Origin of the sequence: Marinomonas primoryensis (assembly GCF_013372285.1) — a bacterium.
Lineage (GTDB): Bacteria > Pseudomonadota > Gammaproteobacteria > Pseudomonadales > Marinomonadaceae > Marinomonas > Marinomonas primoryensis.
Genome location: NZ_CP054301.1, coordinates 2,093,126 through 2,117,646, shown reverse-complemented (window position 1 = coordinate 2,117,646; position 24,521 = coordinate 2,093,126). Strand labels below are relative to the sequence as shown.

Annotated in this window: 25 protein-coding genes and 3 tRNA genes; 9 read left to right on the top strand and 19 right to left on the bottom strand. The window is 40.9% G+C overall.

Annotated features, from left to right (window positions below; genetic code table 11):
* Window positions 1-2: 2 nt before the first annotated feature.
* From MP3633_RS09770 to MP3633_RS09745, 6 genes are all read right to left on the bottom strand, one after another.
* Window positions 3-509, bottom strand: a complete 507-nt coding sequence (locus MP3633_RS09770) for a DNA topoisomerase family protein (RefSeq protein ID WP_176335402.1) — start codon at window positions 507-509, stop codon at window positions 3-5.
* Window positions 510-514: 5 nt separating this feature from the next.
* Window positions 515-886 carry a hypothetical protein gene (locus tag MP3633_RS09765; RefSeq protein ID WP_176335401.1) on the bottom strand — a complete coding sequence of 124 codons (372 nt, stop codon included), beginning with the start codon at window positions 884-886 and terminating at the stop codon, window positions 515-517.
* The gene (locus MP3633_RS09760) at window positions 883-1,620 is read right to left on the bottom strand and encodes an HAD family hydrolase (RefSeq protein ID WP_112138640.1); all 738 of its coding nucleotides are present in this window, start codon (window positions 1,618-1,620) and stop codon (window positions 883-885) included. Before MP3633_RS09760 ends, MP3633_RS09765 begins: the two co-directional genes overlap by 4 nt.
* Window position 1,621: 1 nt before the next feature.
* Entirely contained in the window at window positions 1,622-2,614 is a 993-nt protein-coding gene (gene hemH / locus MP3633_RS09755) for a ferrochelatase (protein WP_176335400.1), read from the bottom strand.
* Between the two features lie 176 nt (window positions 2,615-2,790).
* The gene (locus tag MP3633_RS09750; RefSeq protein ID WP_176335399.1) at window positions 2,791-3,591 is read right to left on the bottom strand and encodes a sulfite exporter TauE/SafE family protein; all 801 of its coding nucleotides are present in this window, start codon (window positions 3,589-3,591) and stop codon (window positions 2,791-2,793) included.
* A 94-nt stretch (window positions 3,592-3,685) separates the two neighbouring features.
* Window positions 3,686-4,621: a chemotaxis protein CheV gene (locus MP3633_RS09745; protein ID WP_176335398.1), complete on the bottom strand. Its 936-nt coding sequence runs from the start codon at window positions 4,619-4,621 to the stop codon at window positions 3,686-3,688.
* Window positions 4,622-4,734: 113 nt separating this feature from the next.
* Between MP3633_RS09745 and MP3633_RS09740 the strand changes: the two genes are divergently transcribed.
* Entirely contained in the window at window positions 4,735-5,919 is a 1,185-nt protein-coding gene (locus MP3633_RS09740) for an EAL and HDOD domain-containing protein (RefSeq protein WP_176335397.1), read from the top strand.
* Window positions 5,916-6,692, top strand: coding sequence for a TatD family hydrolase (locus MP3633_RS09735; protein ID WP_176335396.1), 777 nt, complete (start codon window positions 5,916-5,918; stop codon window positions 6,690-6,692). Before MP3633_RS09740 ends, MP3633_RS09735 begins: the two co-directional genes overlap by 4 nt.
* A 9-nt stretch (window positions 6,693-6,701) precedes the next feature.
* On the opposite strand, the gene MP3633_RS09730 is transcribed toward MP3633_RS09735, so the two are convergent.
* From MP3633_RS09730 to MP3633_RS09720, 3 genes are read right to left on the bottom strand one after another with little or no spacing between them, the layout of a single operon-like run.
* Window positions 6,702-9,044 carry a DNA polymerase II gene (locus tag MP3633_RS09730; protein WP_176335395.1) on the bottom strand — a complete coding sequence of 781 codons (2,343 nt, stop codon included), beginning with the start codon at window positions 9,042-9,044 and terminating at the stop codon, window positions 6,702-6,704.
* A 27-nt stretch (window positions 9,045-9,071) separates the two neighbouring features.
* Window positions 9,072-11,531, bottom strand: a complete 2,460-nt coding sequence (locus MP3633_RS09725) for an ABC transporter permease (protein WP_176335394.1) — start codon at window positions 11,529-11,531, stop codon at window positions 9,072-9,074.
* A complete protein-coding gene (locus tag MP3633_RS09720) occupies window positions 11,528-12,211 on the bottom strand; it encodes an ABC transporter ATP-binding protein (protein ID WP_112138654.1) in 684 nt (227 codons plus the stop codon). The genes MP3633_RS09725 and MP3633_RS09720 overlap by 4 nt, the downstream gene beginning before the upstream one ends.
* 26 nt (window positions 12,212-12,237) lie before the next feature.
* Here MP3633_RS09720 and MP3633_RS09715 point away from each other — a divergent pair, with 26 nt between their 5' ends.
* Genes MP3633_RS09715 through MP3633_RS09705 form a run of 3 tightly spaced genes read left to right on the top strand, consistent with a single transcriptional unit; the run spans window position 12,238 to window position 14,547 of the window.
* The gene (locus tag MP3633_RS09715; protein ID WP_112138656.1) at window positions 12,238-12,867 is read left to right on the top strand and encodes an arylesterase; all 630 of its coding nucleotides are present in this window, start codon (window positions 12,238-12,240) and stop codon (window positions 12,865-12,867) included.
* Between the two features lie 19 nt (window positions 12,868-12,886).
* Entirely contained in the window at window positions 12,887-13,825 is a 939-nt protein-coding gene (locus MP3633_RS09710; protein ID WP_176335393.1) for a D-2-hydroxyacid dehydrogenase, read from the top strand.
* Complete coding sequence (locus tag MP3633_RS09705; protein WP_176335392.1) at window positions 13,822-14,547, top strand: pseudouridine synthase; 726 nt, start codon at window positions 13,822-13,824, stop codon at window positions 14,545-14,547. Before MP3633_RS09710 ends, MP3633_RS09705 begins: the two co-directional genes overlap by 4 nt.
* A 4-nt stretch (window positions 14,548-14,551) precedes the next feature.
* Here the strand turns inward: MP3633_RS09705 and MP3633_RS09700 are convergent, their stop codons facing one another.
* Window positions 14,552-15,058 carry a GNAT family N-acetyltransferase gene (locus MP3633_RS09700; protein WP_112138662.1) on the bottom strand — a complete coding sequence of 169 codons (507 nt, stop codon included), beginning with the start codon at window positions 15,056-15,058 and terminating at the stop codon, window positions 14,552-14,554.
* 147 nt (window positions 15,059-15,205) lie between these two features.
* On the opposite strand from MP3633_RS09700, the gene yciH reads away from it, so the two are divergent.
* The 3 genes from yciH (at window position 15,206) to MP3633_RS09685 (ending at window position 17,182) form a co-directional block, all read left to right on the top strand.
* On the top strand, window positions 15,206-15,550 hold the full coding sequence (gene yciH / locus MP3633_RS09695; protein WP_176335391.1) for a stress response translation initiation inhibitor YciH: 345 nt from the start codon (window positions 15,206-15,208) through the stop codon (window positions 15,548-15,550).
* Between the two features lie 236 nt (window positions 15,551-15,786).
* A complete protein-coding gene (locus MP3633_RS09690; protein ID WP_244959580.1) occupies window positions 15,787-16,740 on the top strand; it encodes a GGDEF domain-containing protein in 954 nt (317 codons plus the stop codon).
* 25 nt (window positions 16,741-16,765) lie between these two features.
* Window positions 16,766-17,182 carry an acyl-CoA thioesterase gene (locus MP3633_RS09685; protein WP_112138666.1) on the top strand — a complete coding sequence of 139 codons (417 nt, stop codon included), beginning with the start codon at window positions 16,766-16,768 and terminating at the stop codon, window positions 17,180-17,182.
* Window positions 17,183-17,274: 92 nt separating this feature from the next.
* Here the strand turns inward: MP3633_RS09685 and MP3633_RS09680 are convergent.
* Window positions 17,275-17,362: transfer RNA gene (locus tag MP3633_RS09680), tRNA-Ser, on the bottom strand.
* Window positions 17,363-17,450: 88 nt separating this feature from the next.
* Window positions 17,451-18,017, bottom strand: coding sequence for a nitroreductase family protein (locus tag MP3633_RS09675; protein WP_176335389.1), 567 nt, complete (start codon window positions 18,015-18,017; stop codon window positions 17,451-17,453).
* Between the two features lie 111 nt (window positions 18,018-18,128).
* On the opposite strand from MP3633_RS09675, the gene MP3633_RS09670 reads away from it, so the two are divergent.
* The gene (locus tag MP3633_RS09670) at window positions 18,129-19,646 is read left to right on the top strand and encodes a coiled-coil domain-containing protein (protein ID WP_176335388.1); all 1,518 of its coding nucleotides are present in this window, start codon (window positions 18,129-18,131) and stop codon (window positions 19,644-19,646) included.
* Window positions 19,647-19,671: 25 nt separating this feature from the next.
* Here MP3633_RS09670 and nadA read toward each other — a convergent pair whose 3' ends face one another.
* The 7 genes from nadA to MP3633_RS09635 form a co-directional block, all read right to left on the bottom strand.
* A complete protein-coding gene (nadA, locus tag MP3633_RS09665) occupies window positions 19,672-20,715 on the bottom strand; it encodes a quinolinate synthase NadA (RefSeq protein WP_112138686.1) in 1,044 nt (347 codons plus the stop codon).
* Window positions 20,716-20,757: 42 nt separating this feature from the next.
* Window positions 20,758-20,833: transfer RNA gene (locus tag MP3633_RS09660), tRNA-Lys, on the bottom strand.
* A gap of 27 nt (window positions 20,834-20,860) precedes the next feature.
* Window positions 20,861-20,936 (bottom strand) — tRNA-Lys (locus tag MP3633_RS09655).
* Window positions 20,937-20,977: 41 nt separating this feature from the next.
* A complete protein-coding gene (ybgF, locus tag MP3633_RS09650; protein WP_244959571.1) occupies window positions 20,978-21,739 on the bottom strand; it encodes a tol-pal system protein YbgF in 762 nt (253 codons plus the stop codon).
* 14 nt (window positions 21,740-21,753) lie between these two features.
* Entirely contained in the window at window positions 21,754-22,323 is a 570-nt protein-coding gene (gene pal, locus MP3633_RS09645; protein WP_176335386.1) for a peptidoglycan-associated lipoprotein Pal, read from the bottom strand.
* Between the two features lie 20 nt (window positions 22,324-22,343).
* Window positions 22,344-23,642, bottom strand: a complete 1,299-nt coding sequence (gene tolB, locus MP3633_RS09640; RefSeq protein WP_176335385.1) for a Tol-Pal system beta propeller repeat protein TolB — start codon at window positions 23,640-23,642, stop codon at window positions 22,344-22,346.
* The gene (locus tag MP3633_RS09635) at window positions 23,642-24,502 is read right to left on the bottom strand and encodes a TonB family protein (RefSeq protein ID WP_244959570.1); all 861 of its coding nucleotides are present in this window, start codon (window positions 24,500-24,502) and stop codon (window positions 23,642-23,644) included. Before MP3633_RS09635 ends, tolB begins: the two co-directional genes overlap by 1 nt.
* Between the last annotated feature and the right edge of the window lie 19 nt (window positions 24,503-24,521).

Here is a 24,521-nt window from a genome sequence, read left to right as displayed (position 1 = left end):
AATTAGTGTTTTTTCTTTAAAACTGGCAAACCTTTGTCATCGTTTAGTGTATTTGTGCATTTTGGATAAGTAATACAGCCCCAGAAGTATCCATTTTTGCTTTTTTTTCTCACTAAATAATGACCACAAGTACGGCACGGATATTTTTTTGTACTAGACGGTACGCCCTGATCATCTTCTACGGTTACCTTGCATTCAGGGTAATTCGTACAACCCCAAAATACATTGTCTTTAAAGGTTTTTTTTCTTAAAGGGGCTTGGCAGGAAGGACACAGATAGCGCTTTGCCCTAACCGGTTTTCCTTCTTCGTCATTAGCAGTGTAATCACAGACAGGATAAGATTCGCACCCCCAGAACGCCCCATTAGCACCTTCTTTTAAAACCAGTAAACTTTCGCATTTGGGACAACGATAACGAACTTTGGCTGATGTTATATGAGCATCGTCCTGCTCTAAGAACTCTTGTTCCCAGTTACTTGTTCTAGGTGTTTTGCGGTCTTTTTCCTGCATGAGCGTTACTCTTTATCTTTATAACAAAGCGCACTGTCTTCTTTGCAATCTTCTGCACTTACTAACTTTCTAATTTTTGAAGCCCCTTTCCTAGCGCCCTCAGCCGTAGCGGCTCCTACTTCTTTCATTTTATCCCAAACCACGGCACCCGTTTCTTTGGCATTTTTGGACGCTTTGTTTCCAATATCAGAGGCTTTACCGCCGACTTCACTTGCTTTTTCCGAGGTGCTGTCTGCTAATTCAATGGTGGTTTCTTTTGTTTTATCCCATAGCTGAAGTGCGCCGCCTTTCGCTTTATCAAGGGTACTTTCTTCGGCCTGTGCCAAGGTCGATATTAGAATAAGTGAACCTATAAACTCTTTTATGTATTTCATCATACTGCCTGTTTATTATTCAAAGATGAAAAATCTAACCAGCCAAGAAGATCCGCTATATCGTTGAGCGTGGTTAGTTGAGGATATTGTAATAACGTGTCGTCGGTGACTTTTTCATGGTCCCAAGTGCTGTGATAAGGTACATGAAGTGCTTGAGCTCCTAAATCCAGAACCGGTAATATATCGGATTTTAAGGAGTTACCTACCATTAAGAAATGCTCGGTAGGAATGTTGTGGCGTTGCAATATCTGTTGATAAGCATCAGACGTTTTATCGCTGACTATTTCAATGGTTTCAAAATAATCTGCAATCCCAGAACGTGCTAATTTACTTTCTTGATCCAGTAAATCCCCTTTGGTGATCACAAACAACCGTGCTTTACCTTCGAGTTTAGACAGTACGTTTTCCACGTTAGGCAGTAACTCAACAGGTGATGCCAGCATGCATTTTGCAAGCTGTATAATTTCATGTATTTCGTTACCGGAAATACGCCCTTCAGTTAATTCAATGGCCGTTTCTATCATGGAAAGCGTAAAGCCTTTGATACCATAACCAAAGTGCTCTAAATTCTGAATCTGTACATCACCTAAGTGAGACCGTATGTAAGTTTCGTCATGATATGGCAGAAGTAGATTAATAAATTCGTCTTGCGCATGAATAAAAATATCTTCATTGCGCCAGAGTGTGTCGTCTGCATCAAAAGCAATCACTTTGAACTCTGTACGTCTTAGTGTCATGTTACTTCCATTGTTTGGTATTTTGTTCTATCAAATTTATATACAGTGCAACTTGGTCTGGCGTGTCGTTTAACGCGGGAATGTAATCAAAAGCCACACCACCGTTGTTTTTAAATTCATCACCCAGTTCTAATGTCACTTCTTCAAGTGTTTCTATGCAATCAATTGAAAAAGCAGGGCTAATGACGTTGATTTTTTTAACGCCCATAGATGGCAGAGCTTTCAATGTGGCATCTGCATAAGGCTTTAGCCACTCCTCACGCCCAAATCGAGATTGATAGACATGAGTCCATTCGTGATCGCCCAACTCTAGCTCTTCTGCAACGAGTCGGCTTGTCATTTCACAGCGACGGGAGTATGGATCTCCATTCGAGACATATCGCTTTGGGATGCCATGATAAGATAATACAAGGTGTCGCCGCTCTCCTTGTTTGTCCCATTGGGCTCGAATGGAATTAGAGAGCGCTTTAATGTACATCGGATGATCTGCGTAATCGTGCAAAAGCTGTAATGACGGCCAATGAGGGCAGTTTTTTAGCGACTTCATCAATCTATCGTAAGCGGCAGCCGTCGTGGTTGCTGAAAATTGTGGGTACATAGGGATCACAACAATATTTTTAACGCCCTGCTCTCTTAGTTTATTGGCCGCGGTTTCAACACTTGGGCTTCCATAGGTCATTGCTAACTCAACAGGAATGTTTTGCCCTGTTTTTTCGCACAATGTTTTCTTTATATTTTCTTTTAACCGCTGGCTTAATACTAATAATGGCGAGCCTTCATCCATCCAGACTTGTTGGTATATTTTAGCGACTTTTGGTGGGCGTATAGTCAATATAATGAGGTTCAAAATAGGCTTCCAAACCAAAGGGTTCAGATCAACTACACGAGAGTCAGAGAGGAACTCTCTAAGGAATCGACGAACTTCAGGTGCCTTCGGGGCATCCGGTGTCCCCAAGTTCATCATCAATACACCGTAGTCACTCGTGTTTTTCATGCTATACCTTTTGGTTTGAATTGTTGATTCATTATAAACCATGAAATTGGGGGCAATAATGAAAATACCAAGCCTTTTAAGACTTTGAATTGTTTAGTTTCGTATCTTTGTGACGCGATTGAGCTCACTTTTTGGTAGCGAAGCCTGAGTGTGTTTTTCGTTCTTAAGTGGTTTTATTAAAACCATAAGCGTATTAAAGAGCAGGTAGTAAAAATAACAAAGCTGATTGATAGAACGCTTTTGTCTAATGTATTGCCACGATTACGACAAAGCCAATAAAAAAACAAATGGCTAAATGCCAAAACCAGCATTAAAGGGACATGTATTGCGCCTGAAAATCCAGAAAGTGTAGCTTGGTCGAAGGATTGTGCCGGAAAAATAAAACCGACCATAGCAGCAATAGATGCAAACACAACAAAACCATTTATGCTTCCTTGACGCTGCCTCTGATCTACCGCTTTAAGTGTGCTTAAGCTTTCCCCCAGTGTATGACCGCAATTCCCCGACACCAGCGACATCGTTCCAATAAATAATCCAATGGGTATATGACCTAATTTATTAATAGCGATGGAGTGTGTTTTTTTGGTTCTAGATCGTAATATTATGTTTAGAATGGCGATCAATGCGATCAAGGTAAAACCTATTTTGAACACCAAAAAACTGGCTAAAGACAGTAGTTGTGCACCTATTACCCCTCCCATAGCAATGCCCGGCGCGAAATTAATTAAGTGTTGGGAGTCCACTTCGCCATGCTTCATCGATTTTATCCAAGCATAAAGATGAGTCGGTATAAAAGCAGTAATACAAGTGGCAATGGCAGGTAGCATTAAATCTTGGAGTGATAAGCTAAACACGGGAAGAAAAAAGTATAAGGTCGGAATAGCGATGAGGGTAGGAGCAATTTTGATAATTGACGAAATAGCCCCCGTTGCAGCGCCAATAAGGATGAACAATAGGATCAATTCAATCGTTGGCATAAGATAAAAAAACCTAGATTCTGTTATGGAAGTGAGGTAATAAAAAAGCAGGCATTAGTAGCCTGCTTTTTTTATAAACAATAGCGGCAACTGCTTATTCTCGATAAACAACACTTCGAATTCGATCTTGAATCAGAGTCGCCAATTTATCTGGCTGGAACTTCGAAAGAAAGTCATCACACCCTACTTTCTGGACCATAGCTTTGTTAAAGCTACCACTGAGTGATGTATGAAGAACGATGTAAAGGTCTTTTAATGCCGGATCTTCACGCACTTCTCTCGTTAAACGATAGCCATCCATTTCAGGCATTTCGGCATCGGTTATCATCATGAGCAGCTTTTCAGGAACCACGTCCCCCTCAGCAGCCCATTTTTTAAGTTGTTCCAAGCCTCGCTTACCGTTATTAGCTTCATGAACTGTTATACCCAAGTAGTCTAATGTAGAGCGACATTGAGCAAGAGCGACAGAAGAGTCATCGACAACCAACACTTCTAATCCCTTAGCGAGAGACAATAAGTCTTTATCAATAACGTCATCGCTAATAGTTCCGTCATAAGGTGATATTTCAGCTAAAACTTTTTCTACGTCAATAATTTCGACTATGCGATCATTTACACGCGTTATAGCGGTTAAATAATGTTCGCGACCTGTTCCGTCTGGCGGTGGTAGAATTTCATTCCAATTCATATTAATAATTCGGTCTACTTCACCAACCATAAATCCTTGAACGGTATTGTTGTATTCCGTCACAATCAAGTTAGAAGGTTGAGTACGATCAATTGGCTTCATACCGATTGATTCAGACAGGTCAATTACGGGAATAGTTCTGCCTCGAAAATGTGTCACACCCGCGACAGAGGGATGTCTATGTGGCATTTGGTTCAACTTTGGCAGCTGAACCACCTCTTGAACCTTGAACACATTTATTGCAAACATTTGCATTCCACTAAGACGGAACATTAGTAGTTCCAAACGGTTTTCACCTACTAACTTGGTTCTCTGGTCTACAGCGTCTAACATGCTTGCCATATTTTACTCCAAACATTTTATAATTAAGGCTTTAATCCATTTTAGCCATGATATTGTATTAGGCTAAGCGTTACAGTATTTTTTTGTGTCTACTCTTCTTGCAAGGACCTTTAATGAAGAATAATGAAGTACTTTTTTGCCGTGAAGCGGTGGTTAATCGGTTTTCTGAAACGACAGCTTACAACATACTGCATCCAAGTAACGCTATAAAAGGACAAGATGCGGCTTTTTTAAGCTCTTTGTTTGTGGATATCAATCTTACCGAAATTACACAGCAAAAGACCATTTTTTTTCTGAGTAGTTTAGAAACGCTTTATAACCTGCCGTTACAGACTCATATACACACGGTGACCTTCTTGAATGCTACTGAATTATCTGAGGTACATTTAGACGAGTTATCCGAATTCAGACTTCAAGGTTATCAATTAGGTATTATAAACCCTAGTCCCGATACTCTTCCTGACGTTCTGCTTGATATTTTTTCTTATGCCCTTTTGACCCTAGACAATTTAACCATTGATGATGTAATTGTTCGAGTTAAGCACCCATTGATAGCGTCAAAAAAGCTATGGGTCAATAAAATTGAAAATATGGAACAATTTACTCAACTTAAAGAAAAAATTCCTAATGGTCAGTTTAGCGGTAGCTTTATAAGCAAAGTAACGCCAGTGAAAGGCAAGCGCATCTTAGCCTATAAGGCTATTTTGATTGATTTATTAGTTGCGCTCAATGATCGTGAATCTTCTCCTCGTGTATTGGCAGGGTACATCGAAAGAGATCCAACGCTTACTTATCGAATTATAAAATTGACTCATAAGGCTCTGTATCATAGCCAATTTAATGTTTCTAATGCCCAGAGAGCGATAGAAATTATAGGCGTCAGAGACTTAATTAAATGGGTTGGCCTGGTGATGTTGAGCAGTGTTCTGGGTAAACCAGATTGCTTATTTTCCATGGCGGTTTCTCGAGCATGCTTCTGCCAGAGCCTTTCTGCCGTATTGTTTCCAAATTTAGAGGGTGCATTCTTGGTTGGCCTTTTTTCGTATCTACCCAGTTTCTTTGATGAAGAACTTCCTATACTTCTAAAAGATCTACCTCTTGATGAAAATATTAAAGTCGCCTTGCTAGAATATAAAGGCAATTTAGGCGGTATTTTAAAAATAGTTGAAGCCTATGAGTCTGGTCGTTGGGAAAACATTCCTTTTGATCAACTTGCTAGCAAAGATATATCGAAGCAGTCGCTTAAAGATTTGTATGTAAAAAGTTTAAAAGATGCTCGTGAGATGGGGACGTTATGATAGACATTGGTGTAAACATAAATCACAGTTTCTTTCTTGATAATGTAGATAAAACGTTAGGAGAAATGCAAGAGGCGGGGGTGAACGGTATGATTTGCATTGCCTCTGATTTAGAAGAAAGTAGACAGGTTCAAGCATTGAGCCAAATACACCCTATGATATGGAATACCTTAGGCTGCCATCCGCATCAAGCTAAAAAATGGGAAGCTGATAGTCAATCTCATTTTGCTCAGCTTATCCAAAAAGAGAAGCCGGTTGCTATTGGCGAAACAGGTCTTGATTTTAACCGTAACTATTCAACGCCTGATGAACAACGCTACGCTTTTCATCAGCAAATAGAGTTGGCCTCTGAGTATCAACTGCCCTTGTATCTGCACGAAAGGGACGCGCATGAGGAAATGGTCAAAATACTTATGAAGCACCCAGTATTAGCTCAACAGTCAGTAATCCATTGCTTTACTGGAAGTAGAGTAGAGCTAGAAAGGTATTTAGAATTAGGGTTGTATATTGGTATTACTGGCTGGGTGTGCGACGAGCGACGTGGGGCAGACTTACAAGCTTCCATTCCGCATATTCCAATGGATCGATTGCTCTTAGAAACCGACGCGCCTTATCTTTTACCAAGAAATATTCGGCCTCGACCAAAAAAAAATCATCCCAAATATCTGCCTTGGGTAGCGCAAGAGGTCGCGAAGCTAAAAGGTGTTTCTCTTGAAGAGCTGATTCAGGCGACAACGAACAATACACAGGCCGTCTTCGGTATTCGAGCATAAAAATACGTATCAGAGCAATGAAATCTGTTGCGAGAGCAGGCTTGCCATGCTGGTTTTAAAAAACGGCAAGATGCTATCGGCAATGGGCTCAATCTGTTTTTCTATATAATGTTCGTAATCCAAATCGATCAAGTTTTTCTCACTTTCATAAGGCACCACGCCGGATCGCTGATAGACATAATACACACGCTTTCGTCCTTTATTGTATTCCAAAGGAAGTCCCTGCTCCGCTCGTTTTTGATCTATCATGGCAGCGGCTCTAACATGAGGCGGTTTATGTTTAGTATAAGAAGCCAAGGGGCGACTCAGTTGTTTGCTGTAAATGAGTTGATCGTCATACTCCCCCAATCTGAGCTGTGAAATGGTCTCTTGAATAAAGTTAATCGGGTTTTCATCACTGAATATTTTTTCAAACAAAGTACGCTGAAATTGCCTTGCTAGTGGTGTCCAATCGGTTCGAGCAGCTTCTAGACCTTTAAATATCAATTCTCCGTTGGACTTCCCAGCATAACGCTTCTTACTTCCCTCTTCTTGGCCTCGTATGGTTGGCATGAAAAAGCGCTCGTAGATTCGTTCAAATTCCAGCTCTAAATGGGAATCTAATTGAGCATAGTCCTGACACCATTTCGATAAACAAAGGTTAATTTGCTGACACAATTCCTTGCCCTGTACCTGGGGATCTGCTTGTGTGTCATTAAGTGTCACGAAGAGCGAATCCGTATCACCGTATATTACCTTGGCGTCACGCTCCTCCATCCATGCTTGTGTCCTAGCCAGTAATTCATGGCCACGCATGGTGATAGAGCTAGCGAGCTCTGCGTGATAAAAACGGCAAACGTTTGAGCCTAAAACACCATAAAATGAGTTCATGATAATTTTGATGGCATAACTCAAAATATCATTATGCTCTTGTTTGGCTTTTTCCCTTGCTTGAGCAAGTTCGGTAATTAAGCCTGGCAGTATGGCGTTTTGTCTGTCGAAATGGGCACCTAAGAAACCCGCAACCAAATTAGAGGACGATTGATCAAAGTCTTGTTTTCTATGAGTCGCAGTGACTCTTGCTAAAGGATCAATATAAAAAGTTCGGATAATGCTTGGGTAAAGACTTTTAAAATCGAATACTAAAACATTCTTATGTAAGCCAGGTATGGATGACATTACAAAACCGCCCGGACTGGCAACAAAGTCTTCTTCCGTCCAAGCCGGAGCAACCCAGCCAGCAGCGTGTAATCTGGGTAAATAGAGGTTTTCAAAGGCTGCTACCGAGCCCCCCGTTTGCTCTAAAGGGATACCTGTTAAATCGACACGAGTTTGTTGTAATTCGATCAATTTTAGCTTTTCAAAAATCCGCATAACAAGATCACAATCTTGAAGGTTATAAGCCACAAAAGCGTCTAAATCTTCTTTGTGTAATCTTTCTATTTCTTGCCAGCGTTCAGCGCCATGTAACAATTTGCCATCGTCCAAGATTTCTTTACTGACGTTATTTAGACTATAGGATTCAAATTGATACCCACCCACTTTTAACAAGGTAATACCGTCCAACGCGACTCGTCCGGGAATACTGGCAAAATACTTTCCTTGATTGTCGGAAGAGCGGATATTCCAATTTTCACCATTCACGCCAAAAGAAGGACGAATACCTAGGGTTTGACAACGCTGATCAATAAACTGCAAATCAAAGCCGATCAAATTCCAACCAATGAAAATGTCGGGAGAATGTTTTCTGACATAGCGTATAAACGCAAGCAATAAACTTTTTTCGTCAGTAAAGCATTGCACCAAAGGCGACGTATATTCTTGATCTGTCACGACAAACGCAATTCGCTGATCGGCCGCTGTAATGCCAATAGACAGCAAGGTATTGGTGGATACTGAGGTTTCGATGTCGAGCGACCAAACTCTCCAATCCGGCTGCCAATTTCCAGCAATGACTCGTGCTTGGCTAAATGTTTGATTGGCTGAATCCGGTACGCCGATGAATCTGACGGCACCTCGAATATTTCGCTCCATTAAATATCGATTGTGGGCTTTTATGTCTTCTTCAAAAACAGAATAGCCATTCTGCTTGACCACATTAATCATTTGCTGGTGGAGTGTGAGGCTAGCGCTTTGCACTAACGCAACAAGGTTATTATCGAAGGAACGGTACTGCGACTGCGAGCATTGTACGCCATTCAGATTATTTGGCAGGCTATCAAGGGGAGCATCAGTAAAAAATACACTAAGCTGCCTATCCGGAAGTACTTTAACGGTTCCTTCCGGTGTTTTTATAAATAGGCTCATTTCAATCTTGCCGCCTACTTCACGAGTATGGCGGCTGACAATATAACCCTGTCTTTCTACAAACATTAAACAGCCTAGATAATGAAAAGTGCTTTATAGCCCACGCAACAAAAGCATAGGCGGCACTTTTAACACAGTCCTGCTGGCAAATACACCAATGCTTGAAATGACACAGACTCCAATTAAAGGACCAAATAACCATAACAACGGATGAAAGCTCGCATCCGCGTTAAACACAAAGACCTGCAATCCATACAAACAGGTTTCTGCACCAATGGCCGCGATGAGTCCAGAAAAAAAGCCAAGAGCGCCAAACTCAACAAACAAGGCTTGTCGAACTAATGCGCTTTTTGCCCCTAATACTCGCAATAATGCCCCCTCTTCTAGTCTCTCTTCTAATGTTGATCGTACGCTTGCTAATAAAACCAAAGCGCCAGCACTTAGAATGCATAATAAAACAAGCTGAATTGCTTGGGACAACTGACCAATTATAGTCTGTATTTGTTTTAAGATATCACCCACATTTAGAATCGATACCGTTGGAAATGCCGACATAGCCTTGTAAAAAGATTGCGCCTTAGACTCCTCAATAAACAAGCTACTGACAAAGTTAGCAGGATAGTCCTCCAAAATGCTCTTTGGCAAAATGAGATAAAAGTTTGGCTGCATCGACCCCCAATCCACAGTTCGCACTGAAGTGATGGGTAATGTCACTATATTGCCGCCAATATTTATCGTCAGTTTATCCCCCAGTGTGAGATTGGCTTCTTTCGCGACTCGTTGTTCAATAGAAAGGCCTTCAGCAGTAAAATCCCCAGAAACTAATTCATTGCCTTTACCAATCGATTCGGCCCATGTGAGGTTAAGCTCACGTTCATACAGTTCTGGCTCGCCCTTTTCGTTAGGATAAAGCGCCTGAACCGTTTTGCCGTTTGCCGCCGTGACGCGACCACGAACCATAGGATACCAATCTGATTTTTGAACATTAAGTTTGCTTGTCTCGTCATTTATTTTATCAATTTGGTTGGCTTGAACATTGAACAAATAATGGTTTGGCGCGTCTTCTGGCAGTTGCTGTTGCCAATCGGCAATGAGGCTAGACTTCACACCAATTAGGATAAGCGTCAGCATGATAATTAACGTGAACACTAAGAGCTGAAATAAGTTTGGGACCAACCTTCTGTACAAAGAGGCAAGGCCAATTTGCCAGCCACTGGTGGCGCCTGATGTAAGGGAACGGCCAAGTTTAAATACAATCCAGCCAATACCTGCGACAAGCAGTGCAATGCCAAATATGGCGGCTGTCATGATGCTTGGTAGCAAAAAACCTTTTGTGTAAATACACATCAACCCGTACATACCAAGAAAGCCGATGAGATAAATCACAAAGGTGTTTAGTTCAATTTTGGCATTGGGCTGCAATACAGATAACGGAGATATTTTAATGAGATGAGACATAAGTGGCAGGCAAAATGCCAGCATGGAAATCAATCCCGTCGTTGCGCCCAACCACAAACGGCTTATTGATGGTTCGGGTAATGTTGTCGACATTAGCCCTGATAGCAAAGAGGCAATGATTTCTTGTATGCCCCAACCAATTGCCAAACCAATCAAAGCCCCGACTAAAAATAGAGTAAATAGTTGCTGGAAAAAAACCTTACCTAACAGCTTTGGAGTTGCGCCAAGCGTTTTTAGAATAGCCACCTGCATCAAATGACGCTTCACAAATCGTGCGGATGCAAGTGCCATAGCAACGCCAGACATCACGACAGCCAAAGTACCGGCTAGCAACAGAAAAGACTCCGCTCGGCCGATGGTATCGCCAATTCTTTCACCTCGTTGAGTTGGGGTTTGCCAACGCTGCCCTTCATTTAATTGGGGGGTTATCCATGTTTCATATTGACCAAGTGCGTCCCGATTACCTGCCAGTAATAATGAATAGCGCACACGGCTGCCGGGGATAATGACATTTGTTGCTGCCAGATCCGCCATACTTATCACAGCGCGAGGCGAAATGGCAAAAGCGGATGTACTTGAACCTGGGTCGCGTACCAAGTACTTCGTCAAAGTGAATGTCGCATCACCCACCTCAACTTGGTCTCCAAGCTCAATATCCAATAAACTGGCAAGACGAGATGACGCCCAGATTTCACCTTGCTGTGGCGCCTCTGTCGATCTTTGTCCGGTGCCGAATAAAGTGTCGTCAACGAGATAAGCACCTTTAAGCGGGTAGCCTTTACTTACCGCGCTCAATTGCGATAATTGGAGCGAGTCACCTGCAAACATCATAGTGGTGAAAGACGTTCTTTGTGCGTACTGTAAAGCGAGTTCGTCTGCTCTTAAGGTCCATTCCGCCGGAATGGTATCGTCTGAGCGAACCAAACGATCGGCGGCGAGTAAATTAGCAGACTCTTGCTCAAAGGAAAGCTGTAGACGATCGATAAACAAACCAATAGAAGTGACTGTGCTCACTGAAATAATCAACGCCAGCAAAAGCGTAAGCAAGTCTCCACCGCGAAGGTCGCGTAGCATTAAACGAAAGGTAAAACTCATAGTGTTTTTTCCGTCAGTTGGCCTGAAGACATGACCAATTGACGGTCGCACATTTTAGCAAGTTCGTTATTATGCGTCACCATAACCAACGTCGTGCCTTGAGATTGATTCAGGTCGAATAACAGCTTGATAATCAGGTTGCCGTTCTCCTCATCAAGGTTTCCTGTTGGCTCATCGGCGAATAATATCTTGGGATTAGACGCAAACGCTCTAGCAATGGCTACACGCTGCTGTTCTCCGCCAGAAAGCTGACTGGGGTAATGCGTTAATCGATGTGACAAACCTACCTTTTCGAGTAACACTTCTGCTTTCTTGCGGGCGTCTTTATCTCCTTTAAGTTCGGCTGGTAACATCACATTTTCAATGGCTTGAAGGCTAGGTAAAAGATGAAAGGACTGAAAGACGAAACCAACATATTGGCCTCGAACTAAGGCTCTTTGCTCTTCTGTTTGGCTAGAAAACTTGTTGTCATAAAGAAAAATTTCACCGGAGGTATTAACATCCAATCCAGCCAGCAAACCTAATAAAGTTGATTTTCCGGAACCGGATGATCCCACAATAGCAACAGACTCACTTTCCTTGATTTCCATATTAATTCCTTTCAATATGGTCAAATTCCCTGTATTCGAAGTCACTGTGTGGGTTAAATTAGATACTTTAATCGCGGTGTTTCTAGGCATGGTGATTTACTCTAAAAAGGTTTGATATGTTGTTAAAAATACAATTGCAAAAGTTCTTTACAATAGTAACGCTGCTTTCTATTAGCACCTTTGCTTCCGCGTCAACATTGCTTGTTATGGGTGATAGCCTAAGTGCGGCTTATAACTTACGACAACAAGATGGTTGGGTAAGTTTACTTGAAAATCAACTTTCTCAATCAAACCCTGACATTTCGGTTATAAATGCCAGTGTCAGTGGCGAAACAACGCAAGGTGGTCTGTCTCGTTTTAGCGCTCTTTTAGCGACTCACAGGCCAAATTGGGTTGTATTGGAGTTAGGTGCTAACGATGCTTTACGAGGCTATCCTTTAAATCAGACCACCATTAATCTTGAAAAAATGATAGAGCAAGCGCATCAAGAAAATGCCGTTGTATTGTTAATTGGTAATCAAATTCCGCAAAATTATGGAAAGCGTTATACGCAAATGTTCTTTAACTTATATAAGGACATAGCGAGCAAGTACAATGTTGCCTACTTGCCTTTTATGCTTAAGGACGTCGCTTTAAACAAGGATTTAATGCAAAACGATGGGCTGCACCCTAATAAAGAAGGTCAGCCAATGGTACTGCAAAACATTCTGCCCTACTTACAGCCATTATTAGATAGTATTAAGTAGATCAAAATAAGGAAAATAGATGAAAGCGGTTTTTTTAGACAGGGGTTCATTCCCAAAAAACATAAATATTGAGCTACCAACACACATCAGTGACGTTGTTGAATATGACAAGACAAGACCTGATCAAGTTGCAGAACGTATTAAAGAGGCGAATATCGTCCTTACAAACAAAGCGATTGTAAGTGCAGAAGCCATTAATGGTGCTTCAAAATTACAACTTGTTCAAGTCATGGCGACGGGCACAAATAATGTTGATAAAGAAGCTTGTGCAAGTCACGGAATCACCGTCCAAAATGTGGCTGACTACTCTACTATTAGCGTTCCTGAGCATACGTTTGCGATGTTGCTAGCACTTCGAAGAAACTTAACCTCTTACATAAACGATGTGAAGTTGGGTAAATGGGCTGATTCAAAGCATTTCTGTTTTCTCGATTACCCTATTCAAGATCTTTCTGGTACGACTATGGTGATTATTGGCGGCGGTACGTTAGGGAAAAGAGTCGCTGATATTGCGCAAGCGTTTGGTATGAAAACGATATTTGCTGATCGTAAGGGGGCTGCGACTATCAGAGCTGGCTATGTAGACTTTCAAGAGGCGTTAAAAGCGGCTGACGTCATAAGTATTAATTGTCCATTAACAGACGAAACCAAAAACCTTATTAGCGATGCAGAGTTTTCTTTGATGAAATCCAGTTGTTTGTTATTGAACATTAGTCGTGGCGGTATTGTTGATGAACATGCGCTTGTAAATGCCATCAAAAACAGCTCCATTTCAGGTGCAGCGTTTGATGTTGCTACACAAGAGCCCATGCCGTTAAATCACCCTTTACAGGCTCTTGCTAAGCAGCCGAATTTTTTACTTACTCCTCATATTGCATGGGCAAGTAATGAGGCGATGCAGACCTTGGTGAATATTGCGATGGACAAAATAGCGACTTTCATAGACAAGACAAAATGACGCTAGATATTTTATTTCAAGATGAGTATCTGGTTGCCGTCAATAAACCGGCAGGCTTACTCGTACACAGAACATATTTGGCGAAAGACGAAGAGGATGCAGTGGTTCAAAGGTTGCGAGATCAGACAGGAAAATGGGTTTTTCCTGTTCACCGGCTTGACCGAGGAACCTCCGGTGTATTGATCATGGCTTTTAATTCAGAGATAGCAAGATTGCTTTCGGCTCAGTTTTCGGAGTCTAAAACACAGAAAACTTATCATTGTTTAGTTAGAGGCTTTTGTGACGAGGCTGGCGTCATTGATTATCCTTTAGCGAAGCTTAATGAACAGAAAGGTCGTTCTCGCTTTAAACTAGAAGGAACAGAGAGAGACGCAGAAACTCGATTTACCAGATTGGAGCAATACCAACTTCCCGTGGCTGTTAGTCGATATGACAGCATGCGGTTGAGTTGGATGGAAGTAAGGCCAAAGCAAGGTCGAAAACATCAAATTCGCCGGCACTTTAAACATTTGTTAAATCCACTTGTGGGCGACTCCTGTTATGGTTGCCGTCATATTAATAAAGTGGCAAAAACCATTTGGCCTGATGATTTTAGATTAATGCTTCACGCCTCAAGCCTTCAGTTCAACCACCCAATAACAGATCAAATAATGACGCTAAAAGCCGATTTTAGTGACAAAATAGTCAACATTCTAAATAGCTTGGAACTTTATAAAACTTGATTATTCAGACAAAACTGTCTGACCATCGATAAACCCAACAATCATGAACTTCAGACTCTAAATTAATAGCGCCTTTCTGAACTTCATTTATTTCAAAGCCGCAAGATAGAAGGACTTGTATTGACGCTTTGTTATGGTCTGCCACTTGAGCATAAACATTTCTCACACCATTACTGGCCCAAACTAGTAGTAAATTTTTTAGTACATACTGAGCTATGCCTTTATTTGTAAAATTTTTAGCTATTCTGTATGACACTTCCAGTGACAGATTTTCATTGTCTAAAATTTGACCATTGAAACGCCCAATCAAAACATTATTCGGCAAATACACTAAATACTGGACTCGCTTAAGGTGCTTCTGAAGTAAGCGTTTTAAGTGAATCTCTGTTTGTTGGCGTAGCATTTGTTTTGGTAGAAATTGAGAGAACCAGCCTCTATTACGAAACTCAAAAAGTAAAATACTTCTAAGGTCAGCTTCAGTGGCTTGTCGAATTATAAGTGTACTTTTCATTGGCTGATTTGTACTTTCAAACTAGTAATACTGTGAGCTTAGTGTAGATAGCAATGAAATGCTGAATAATGTACTTTTTTCTCTCAATCACATTAGTTCAAGTGATAAAATACACTATTTAAATACATGGTAGAGGCACCATAGCCCATGAAGAACCGAAATATAGTTTATTCAACAGATCAGGGGCGACTTTGCCCGAATTGTGAGTCCCCTATTTCAGACTGTCAGTGCAAAAATGAGCAGATTGTTGGTGATGGTAAAGTACTCATTAGTCTTGAGACAAAAGGCCGTAAAGGAAAAGGAGTGACGGTTATCAAAGGCCTTCCAATGACGAATGAGGATCTCAAAGTGTTCGGGAAAAAATTAAAAACACAATGCGGCACAGGTGGCGCTGTAAAGGATGGGCAGATTGAAATCCAAGGAGATAGTCGCCAGAAAATAAAAGAATTACTCGAAAAAGCTGGATTCTCTAGTAAATTCTCGGGGCGCTAATGGCTATTAGAAACTAATAGCTTTATTATATTTTTGCTTTCAAAAACAGTAATATGCAACTAAGCTGCATAAGATATGGAACGGTAACTCTATCGAGCTTCTAGGTGTTTATAATAAGCATGAACTACCACTAACGAAATGGAACGTCTTAGAGGTTAAAAAATGTGACAGAGGGTTCAATGTTCCAACATAATATCAAACAAGCTAATCAGCTAATGCGATCAGCGATTCCACTTATGGTGAAGCTAGATATCCCCCCTACTCCTTACAACTATGGGATATGGTATGAATACGCTTCAAATAAGAACCCAAAGCTTAACCAAGTAGTGGATCGCGCTCTGCGTCGATTTGGTAGCTTGCCTGCCTTCGTATCAAAAGAACTTTTCCATGAATTTTTATTGCCTGAAGAGCATAAACATGCCCAACGTCAGGGCTCAGCATTAAAAAATCTAACGACGAGCTTAGGTGATGAAACGACAACAGTATCAAGTGAACTTGCAAAGTTTAATCGTACACTTCGGGATACAAAAAAAGCATTAAAAAATGCTAACGATGCAACTCAAATAGAGCAAGTTGCTCTTTTGTTAGACCAAGGCACTTTCAAAGCAAATCAAGCAATCGAGACTTTTGGCCGTTCCCTTTTTGCAGCTCAAGAAGAACTTGCAACACTCCGAGCGCAACTTTCTGACGCCAAGAAGAACACAGAGCTCGATGCTATGACGTTGCTTGCGAATGAAAAAGGTTTTGAACGGTCATTATTTACATTAATTCCTCATGCCGAAGATGATTTAACCTTGCTTCTCATTGATATTGATAACCTTGGTGAGATCAATCAAGAATATGGCAAGAAGGCAGGTACATCTTTAATTCGGTATGTTGCTAAACTACTGTTAGGGCAGTTACCTGAAAATGGTTTTATAGCGCGCCTGAATGGCGGCCGATTTGCTATGTTGCTCAGTGAAACTGAATTAGGTATTGCCTCTCAATTAGCTGAGTCTTTACGAAACGACGTCTCAAATCAGAAGATACGTTATAAGAATACGAAAGTTTTGTTACGCCAAGTAACAGTGTCTGTAGGTGTAGCAACCTTGTTTGGTGATGAGAGCCCTACGGAGTTGGTCGAACGAGCACAACACTATTTATTGTATGCAAAGCGATCTGGAAAAAATCGTATTGCACATCATGAATAAAAAGCATTATGTTTAAGGTATTGTCATGAAAAACAATTTAGATCAATTGAATTGCGCTTCTTTTGAGGTTCGAGATTATGAGTGTGATTTGCAAGGAATTGTGAATAATGCGGTGTATCAAAACTATTTAGAGCATGCCAGACATCAATTTATTAAGTCTCGTGGATTAGATTTTTCTGAAATCACAAAGCAAGGTATTCAGCTAGTATTAATAAAAGCAGAACTTGAATACAAGCGATCCTTACAAAGCGGAGATCATTTTTATGTTCAAACACGCATAGAAAGAACTTCAAAGCTGAAGCTAACATTCTACCAAAAAGTGTATCGAACTCGCGATGAGCAGCTGATGCTTAATGCAATAATGACAGTGACATCTACCACTAAAGAAGGTCGTCCTATCGTTTTTGAGCAAGCAGACCTTTTGCTCGATAATAGAGCTTAAAACTCAAATAAATGAATCAAATTTCGGGCATAAAAAAACCGCTTTGTTTGAAGCGGTTTTTTTATGTCTATTAGCGCTAACTAATAAAATAATGGCGGTGAGCAAGAGATTCGAACTCTTGATGCCTTACGACATACACGCTTTCCAGGCGTGCTCCTTCGGCCACTCGGACAGCTCACCAAAACTTACGCTCTGCGTAATTTGTGTCGCGTATTTTAGAGATCAAGACTTTAGATTGCAACTTATTTTGCAAAATAAAGCTTAAGAATTAGTCTCTTACCCATTCTAAATGATTTTCTAAATCAACCTCAGAAATCGATGACGATTTTTCTTTTGGTGTGCCAACATAAATAAGACCAACAATTTGGTCAGTTTCTTTTAAAGAAAGCAGCGCTTTGGTTTTTTGAGTAAAACACGCCGGACCGCTACGCCAGATAGCACCATAACCAAGAGCATTTAAACCAAGTAGTACTTGTTGGGTGGCGGCTGATACGGCCATGACTTGTTCTATTTCTGGTACTTTAGGGTGCTTTTGTATGTTCGCATAGACTAATAGGACCGTAGGTGCTCGAAATGCTTTTTTAATAAAAGCCTCTTCTTTATTTGCAGGAATTGAGTTTACTTCTGATAAGGCATGTTGCCAATAAACTTGACCTAACTTAGCGCGCCCTTCACCTTCGTAAATGCGAAAGCGCCACGGTTTAAGGTTGCCATGATCCGGGGCACGACTTGCGGCACTAAGAATAGACGTCCATTCAACAGAAGTCGGTGCTGGCGTAATCAAGAGCGACTGAGATACACGATTACGCATGAATGTTATAAATTCTTTGCTCATAAAATATTTATTCCGTTAACATTAAGGTGGGCTGCAGGTTAAGATAACGATTTTCTATGGTTTAATGGTAATGGAAATTGCATCCATTATCTCGGGGTCTAGGAGTTTTTTATGTCTAAGTGGTTAGTTTGGACTCTACTTGAGTTAAGTACTTTTCTTTTATTGGTCAATCTCACTTTTTTATGGCTATCTCATTCTCTTCGTAAAAAAAACCAAGAGGATAAAGCTCACGCTCAGCAACAGGAAGGGTCTGCTGAGGGCGTCGGAATCGATAGCGAACCCAAAAGCTATAAAGGCTTGGCACACTATTTAGACTTACAAATTAATTTCGCTGCAGCCTCTATTATTCCGGGAAAAGTAAATCAAAACGAAATAAATAGGTTAAAAATTTGGGGGACTGTACTTAAGGCAGAAAGAGCAATTTTACTTAACCAAGCTAGTGAAAATCCAAAGCCAATTTTAAATAAGTTTTTATCAGACTTGCTCAATGCTTTGTCTGCTCCAAAGCTACAAAACACTAGCACTGATGAGCTGAATCGAAACTTAGAAGAAATGGAGGCAGAATTTTACCAAACAACAGAGCTGCTAATAACGAAGGAGTCTTTATCAAAAAGCCAATTTTCACTTAATGAAGATTTACGTAAAAATATTGATCGAGCGAAAAAACGCATTAAGCAACTGGAAATTAAAAAGCTTGAGCATAAACGTTTAGAGATAGAAGTTTTTGAGTTGACAAAAAAAATCAAACACTTAGAAAAAACTCAAGCAGAAAGTGCTGGAGATTTTGCTGAATTTAACTTGCAGGCTCCAACAGCTCAAAAGCAAGATAAACAAGTTCGTAGCGCCTCATTTAAACAAATATCAAGCTTAAGTAATTTATCCGAACGCCAGAAAATGGTTATTGATCAGCTTAAAATTCAAATAGACAAAGCGAATAAAAATAATAATTCAGAAGGTGCTGTTGAGGCTCAAAGAGTGGCTATTGCCAAAATGGAGCGCATGTCGGAAGAGTCTCAAAGCTTAATTTTGCAGCTTGATAGTGAACTTGAGACATCCAGCTTATCTATTTCGTCATTAAGGCAGGACATTAGTGCAAAAGATGCGACGCTGGCTGAAATGGAAAGACAGCTGCTTCAAAGCAATGAAACAGCAATAGGAAATCTTCAAACTCTCAGCGCAAATAAGAAAGAGACTCTGGTATCTCTTCGTGATGATTTGAATTCAGCACTTGAAAATATGTCCACGGATAGCCTTATAGAGCAAGACAAGGACACTAAAATGCTTGAGCGATTATTACAGGAATCTGAAACTTGCGTCACTTTATTGGCACAAGAACTAGAAACAGCAGAAGATACAAATCACCACCTAAGAGAAAAGGTCGAAACTCTTATGCTTGATGGAAAGGGTTCATCATCAAGTTTATCTAAGCCTCTTCTAGAGCAAAGAGAAAGAAACAAAGGTTTAGCACTGCAGACCACAGAGCTTAAGAAAAAACTAATGAATGTAGCATCAAGTAAAGATTACCAAGAACTGAGAGTGGTGTATAACAAGAAGAGTCTTGAATGTGATCGATTACAACTTGCATTTTCTGATTTGGAAATGAAATATTTAGGGACCCTAAGCAATTAGTTGTCCCTAAATTTAATTTTAATTATTATCTTTGAAAGTTGAGCATTCGCTGTAATGGAATGAGTGCTTTCAATCTAGTTTCTTCTGGGATATGAATTTCCCCAGAGCCGTCCCTGAGCGCATTGCGCAGCATCTCTAGGCTGTTTAGCGCCATCCAAGGGCAATGCGCACAACTCCTGCAACTTGCACCTGAGCCTGCCGTTGGAGCCTCAATGAATCGTTTTTTTGGGGAAGCCTGTTTCATCTTGTAAAAAATCCCCCTATCCGTTGCTACAATAAACGTTTCATTTGGCATATTCTTCGTAGCATTCAGTAACTGCGACGTTGAACCTACAACATCTGCAATCTCAACCACTGACTCAGGCGATTCAGGATGAACAAGAATAGCAGCATTAGGGTAGACAGTTTTTAAGTCTAAAATCCCTTTGGCTTTAAATTCTTCATGGACAATGCAAGCCCCATCCCAAAGAATCATATCCGCACCTGTTTCTCGCTGAATATAACCACCTAGGTGCTGATCCGGTGCCCAAATGATCTTCTCGCCCTGCTCAACAAGGTGTTCGACAACGTCTAGCGCAATACTGGATGTAACTACCCAATCAGCGCGAGCTTTGACGGCCGCAGAAGTGTTTGCATACACAACCACTTTTCTCTCAGGGTATTGATCACAAAAAGCAGAAAACTCATCAATCGGACAACCGATGTCTAATGAACATGTAGCTTCTAGGGTTGGCATTAGAATGGTTTTTTCTGGGCTCAATATTTTTGCGGTTTCGCCCATGAATTTAACACCTGCAACCACTAAAGTTTCGGCATCATGGTTTGCCCCAAAACGAGCCATTTCCAAGGAGTCAGCGATTACCCCCCCTGTTTCTTCGGCTAATTCTTGAATGGCATCTTCCGTGTAGTAATGCGCTACTAAAACTGCATTTTTTTGTTTCAGCAAAAATTTGATTTCAGTACGAATTTCTTCATTGTCGATAGACTTTATTTCAAGGCTTTTTTCAGCTTCCGATAGATACTTTTGAACAGTATCTCGAAGTGCTGCTTTATTGAAAAGTTCGGACATATCATTACCCCTTAAGAAACTGGGAGCGGAATGAGTGTTTTTTGGTGGGTCGTACTGGATTCGAACCAGTGACCAATTGATTAAAAGTCAACTGCTCTACCAACTGAGCTAACGACCCAAAAATCACAAAAGGAATAAAATACGTTGGTGGGTCGTACTGGATTCGAACCAGTGACCAATTGATTAAAAGTCAACTGCTCTACCAACTGAGCTAACGACCCAACGGGTTGCGTATATTACAGAACCCGTTGAGAAATACAAGCTATTTAATTTTACTTAAATACCCAGCAGATAGCTTAGCGGCTTTACTGTCGGGAAAGCGCCTAATGACATCTTGTAAATAAGATTTCGCCTTGACTGTGTCGCCAAGTTGATCGCTAACAGTTCCTAACTTATACAAGGAGTCTTGTTCTTTACTATGCCCTGGAAAATTCTGGAGAACAGTAGAAAATGCTTCTATTGCTTCTCTGGATTTCCCTTGAACCAACTTCACTTCCCCTAACCAATAATAACCATTACCAGTTAATGAGTTGTTTGGAAAATCATTAACAAACTTAGTAAATGCTACTTCAGCTTCGTCAAATTTCCTCTGACGAATTAAATTATAAGCATCATTATAAGATTGCTGAGATTGCTCTGTTGGTGGCTGTAAATTGACAGGAGCCAATGGTGAGGCGATTAATGCATTCACCTTTTTGGCTGGAGTCTGAATGATGGGTTGCTCTGTCTTTGGTGTTGGGGCAGATATGTATTTTGGTTCACTTAAAGAGGCCGACATAAGCAAAGATATGCGTTTATCGAGATCAATATAACGGTCTCTTTGGCTTTGCTTCATTAACCTTAATTCATGACCTTGCTCTTCTAATTGACCTCGAAGGCTTTGAACCTCTTGCTGAAGTGTATCCAATTGGAAAAGTAAGTCCGCAGCAGCATTTGGTGAAAGGCCGCTGCTTACTTGCTGAATCTCGGCTAATGCAAATGGCGCTGTAAAACACAGCGCCATTGCAAAAGAGCGAATTTTCACGTCTTTATAGATCATTATTCGTAACGAACTTCTACTCGACGGTTTAACTGCCAAGCGTTGCTATCATGACCAAAGGCTACAGGAACTTCTTCACCAAAGCTTACTGTTTCAATTTGAGATGCGGCTACGCCTTGGATAGTCAAATAACGGCTGATTGCCTTAGCTCGACGCTCACCAAGAGCCATGTTGTATTCACGAGTACCACGTTCATCAGCATGACCTTCTAATACGATACGCGCATCAGGATTCGATACAAGATGCTCAGCATGTTTCGCTAGAGCTTCACGAGACTCTGGACGTACAATTGATTTATCAAAATCAAAGTAAAATACAGTTTGCACGCCTGCTAAAGAGTCCATGCTAGCTTTTTCAGTTGCTGCTGCGTCATCTACAATAACGCTTGTTAAAGCACCTTCTTCACCAGCACCAAATGCTTGATCAGAATCTTCAGTTGCTTGCTCTGTTGAATTAGCATCTTCAGCAACAGTTGAAGAATCAGTATCCGTCGCTGTTGTACTACAACCTACAATCCAAGCTGCAGACAATCCAATTACAGCAATCTTACCTAGTTTATTTACACTCATTATTCACTCCTCAATGTCTTTTATTTGAAATACGGGGACCAAGATGGTTCACGTACATCACCCTCTGCCGATGGTAACCTATATTTTACAAGCCCATCAACGGATACTACCGCTAAGATACCCTTTCCTTGATAGGTTGTGGCATACATCACCATGCTACCATTTGGCGCAATGCTTGGCGATTCGTCTAAGTAAGTCTCTGTGAGAACTTGAACTCTGCCTGTTTTCATATCCTGTAACGCAACATGATAATTGCCATCGTTCTTTTGAACCGTCACAAGATATCGGCCATCAGGCGTCATTCTTGCTCTGGTATTTAGATCACCTTCAAAAGTAACCCTCTCAACACGCTTACTGCTTACATCCAACCGATATATTTGCGGATTTCCGCCACGATCAGATGTGAATACAATTCCCTTACCATCTGGCTCCCAGCTTGGTTCGGTATCAATAGCATAATGATTTGTCATGCGCTCAAGTTTTTGAGTCGCAATGTTTAAAGTATAAATTTCTGGGTTATTATCTTTAGACAACACCAATGCTAATTTTGTACCATCTGGCGACCATGCTGGTGCACCATTCAACCCTCTGAATTGCGCAATCTGCTGACGCTTGCCGGTTGCTAGTTCTTGAATGAAAATATTCGGGCGACGGTTTCTAAACATTACGTACGCGATATTTCGTCCGTCTCCACTCCATGATGGAGATAAAATAGGCTCTTTAGATTCCACCACGACCTGAGGTCTATGTCCGTCAGCATCAGCAACTTGCAATTTAAACAAAGGGGCTTTTTTATCGCCTTCAGCAGTAACATATAATATTCTTGTGCTGAATGCTCCTCTTGTTCCTGTCAACAGCTCGTAAACTTTGTCGCTAATGTAGTGAGCGGCATCCCTAAAATTTCTTGAACTAACATCAATAGAGCTGTGTTTTTGAACGGGTTTTTGACTTAAAACATTTAACAACTCAAAGCCAATGCGATATTGATTATTGGGCAACTTTTTAACACTGCCGATGACAACATAATCGCTTTTTAAAAGGCGCCAATCTCTATAAAAAACATCCGCTTCTTTTGATGGCATGCTTAACATATTAGACCGCGGTACCGGCTGAAACAAGCCACTTCTCGCCAAATCACTTTCTACAATTTGTGCTATATCTTCAGGTAGCGCTTCAAAGCCCTCATACCCAAAAGGTACCACGGCAATAGGAAGCAACTGGTCAGCGCCACTCGTTATTTCAATGACTAATTGAGCTTTAGCTGAACTTAAAAATATCAAGCAAGTGAAAATAACACTCAACCATTTTTTAAACATCATTAATTTCTCAAATCTTGCGGGTTAAAAATTAAATCTATCTGACGAAAATTTCTTTCAAATATATAAGAGTCAACTGTTGCCAACTCTTCAATTCGTCTTACCTTATAGACTGCATCAACAGCCCTTTGATCAAACAAAGCATCACCACTACTTTTAGTAACTTGAGCATTCATAACCTCACCGTTCGGTAAGAAATAAATACGTAACTGTGCGATCATATTATTGCGTGCATTGGGTGGACGAATCCATGCTGATGTCACTCTATTATTAATCAAACTACTAATAGACTGCACCATTTGAGCTTCTTCGGCAGCACGTTTTTTCGCTTCTTCAGCCGCCGCTTGTGCAGCCTCTTCTTCCGCTTTTTTCTGTTCCGCTAATCTTGCTGCTTCTTCCTGACGTTTGCGTTCTTCTATCGCGACACGCTCAGCTTCCGCTTTACGGATCAGCTCTTTACTCAGTTGCTCTTTTACCTCGGCCTCTTTTGCTAAACGCTTTTTGTCTGCCACTTGCTCCAATCGTTTTTTCTCAGTTTCTTGTGTAATGCGCTTTTGCTCCGCATCACGTTTTTTTTCGTTGGATTTCTGCAGTGCTTCGGCTGCTTTTTCTTTTATCTGCTTAGCTTGAGCGACTTTTTTTTGCTTGTCTTCTAAGGCTTTGCGTTCTGTTTCTTTCTTTTGATTTTGTTCAGCTTCTTTTCTATTTTTTTCAGATAAAGCCGCCTGTTGTTGTTTAGCAGCCTTTTCTTCAGATTCTTGCTTACCAATTATTGTTTGAGAGATATCAATAACCGTTGCATTGACAATGTGTGGCCTTTTAGGTTGCTGAGGGGCATTATCACTAAAATCAATAACAACCACGCCAGCGACAATGATACTA

What these genes read in the sequence shown, in the direction of transcription:
- MP3633_RS09770 (WP_176335402.1), bottom strand. Translation starts at nt 509, where the DNA reads ATGCAGGAAAAAGACCGCAAAACACCTAGAACAAGTAACTGGGAACAA.
- MP3633_RS09765 (WP_176335401.1), bottom strand. Translation starts at nt 886, where the DNA reads ATGATGAAATACATAAAAGAGTTTATAGGTTCACTTATTCTAATATCG.
- MP3633_RS09760 (WP_112138640.1), bottom strand. Translation starts at nt 1,620, where the DNA reads ATGACACTAAGACGTACAGAGTTCAAAGTGATTGCTTTTGATGCAGAC.
- hemH (WP_176335400.1), bottom strand. Translation starts at nt 2,614, where the DNA reads ATGAAAAACACGAGTGACTACGGTGTATTGATGATGAACTTGGGGACA.
- MP3633_RS09750 (WP_176335399.1), bottom strand. Translation starts at nt 3,591, where the DNA reads ATGCCAACGATTGAATTGATCCTATTGTTCATCCTTATTGGCGCTGCA.
- MP3633_RS09745 (WP_176335398.1), bottom strand. Translation starts at nt 4,621, where the DNA reads ATGGCAAGCATGTTAGACGCTGTAGACCAGAGAACCAAGTTAGTAGGT.
- MP3633_RS09740 (WP_176335397.1), top strand. Translation starts at nt 4,735, where the DNA reads ATGAAGAATAATGAAGTACTTTTTTGCCGTGAAGCGGTGGTTAATCGG.
- MP3633_RS09735 (WP_176335396.1), top strand. Translation starts at nt 5,916, where the DNA reads ATGATAGACATTGGTGTAAACATAAATCACAGTTTCTTTCTTGATAAT.
- MP3633_RS09730 (WP_176335395.1), bottom strand. Translation starts at nt 9,044, where the DNA reads ATGTTTGTAGAAAGACAGGGTTATATTGTCAGCCGCCATACTCGTGAA.
- MP3633_RS09725 (WP_176335394.1), bottom strand. Translation starts at nt 11,531, where the DNA reads ATGAGTTTTACCTTTCGTTTAATGCTACGCGACCTTCGCGGTGGAGAC.
- MP3633_RS09720 (WP_112138654.1), bottom strand. Translation starts at nt 12,211, where the DNA reads ATGCCTAGAAACACCGCGATTAAAGTATCTAATTTAACCCACACAGTG.
- MP3633_RS09715 (WP_112138656.1), top strand. Translation starts at nt 12,238, where the DNA reads ATGTTGTTAAAAATACAATTGCAAAAGTTCTTTACAATAGTAACGCTG.
- MP3633_RS09710 (WP_176335393.1), top strand. Translation starts at nt 12,887, where the DNA reads ATGAAAGCGGTTTTTTTAGACAGGGGTTCATTCCCAAAAAACATAAAT.
- MP3633_RS09705 (WP_176335392.1), top strand. Translation starts at nt 13,822, where the DNA reads ATGACGCTAGATATTTTATTTCAAGATGAGTATCTGGTTGCCGTCAAT.
- MP3633_RS09700 (WP_112138662.1), bottom strand. Translation starts at nt 15,058, where the DNA reads ATGAAAAGTACACTTATAATTCGACAAGCCACTGAAGCTGACCTTAGA.
- yciH (WP_176335391.1), top strand. Translation starts at nt 15,206, where the DNA reads ATGAAGAACCGAAATATAGTTTATTCAACAGATCAGGGGCGACTTTGC.
- MP3633_RS09690 (WP_244959580.1), top strand. Translation starts at nt 15,787, where the DNA reads ATGGTGAAGCTAGATATCCCCCCTACTCCTTACAACTATGGGATATGG.
- MP3633_RS09685 (WP_112138666.1), top strand. Translation starts at nt 16,766, where the DNA reads ATGAAAAACAATTTAGATCAATTGAATTGCGCTTCTTTTGAGGTTCGA.
- MP3633_RS09675 (WP_176335389.1), bottom strand. Translation starts at nt 18,017, where the DNA reads ATGAGCAAAGAATTTATAACATTCATGCGTAATCGTGTATCTCAGTCG.
- MP3633_RS09670 (WP_176335388.1), top strand. Translation starts at nt 18,129, where the DNA reads ATGTCTAAGTGGTTAGTTTGGACTCTACTTGAGTTAAGTACTTTTCTT.
- nadA (WP_112138686.1), bottom strand. Translation starts at nt 20,715, where the DNA reads ATGTCCGAACTTTTCAATAAAGCAGCACTTCGAGATACTGTTCAAAAG.
- pal (WP_176335386.1), bottom strand. Translation starts at nt 22,323, where the DNA reads ATGAGTGTAAATAAACTAGGTAAGATTGCTGTAATTGGATTGTCTGCA.
- tolB (WP_176335385.1), bottom strand. Translation starts at nt 23,642, where the DNA reads ATGATGTTTAAAAAATGGTTGAGTGTTATTTTCACTTGCTTGATATTT.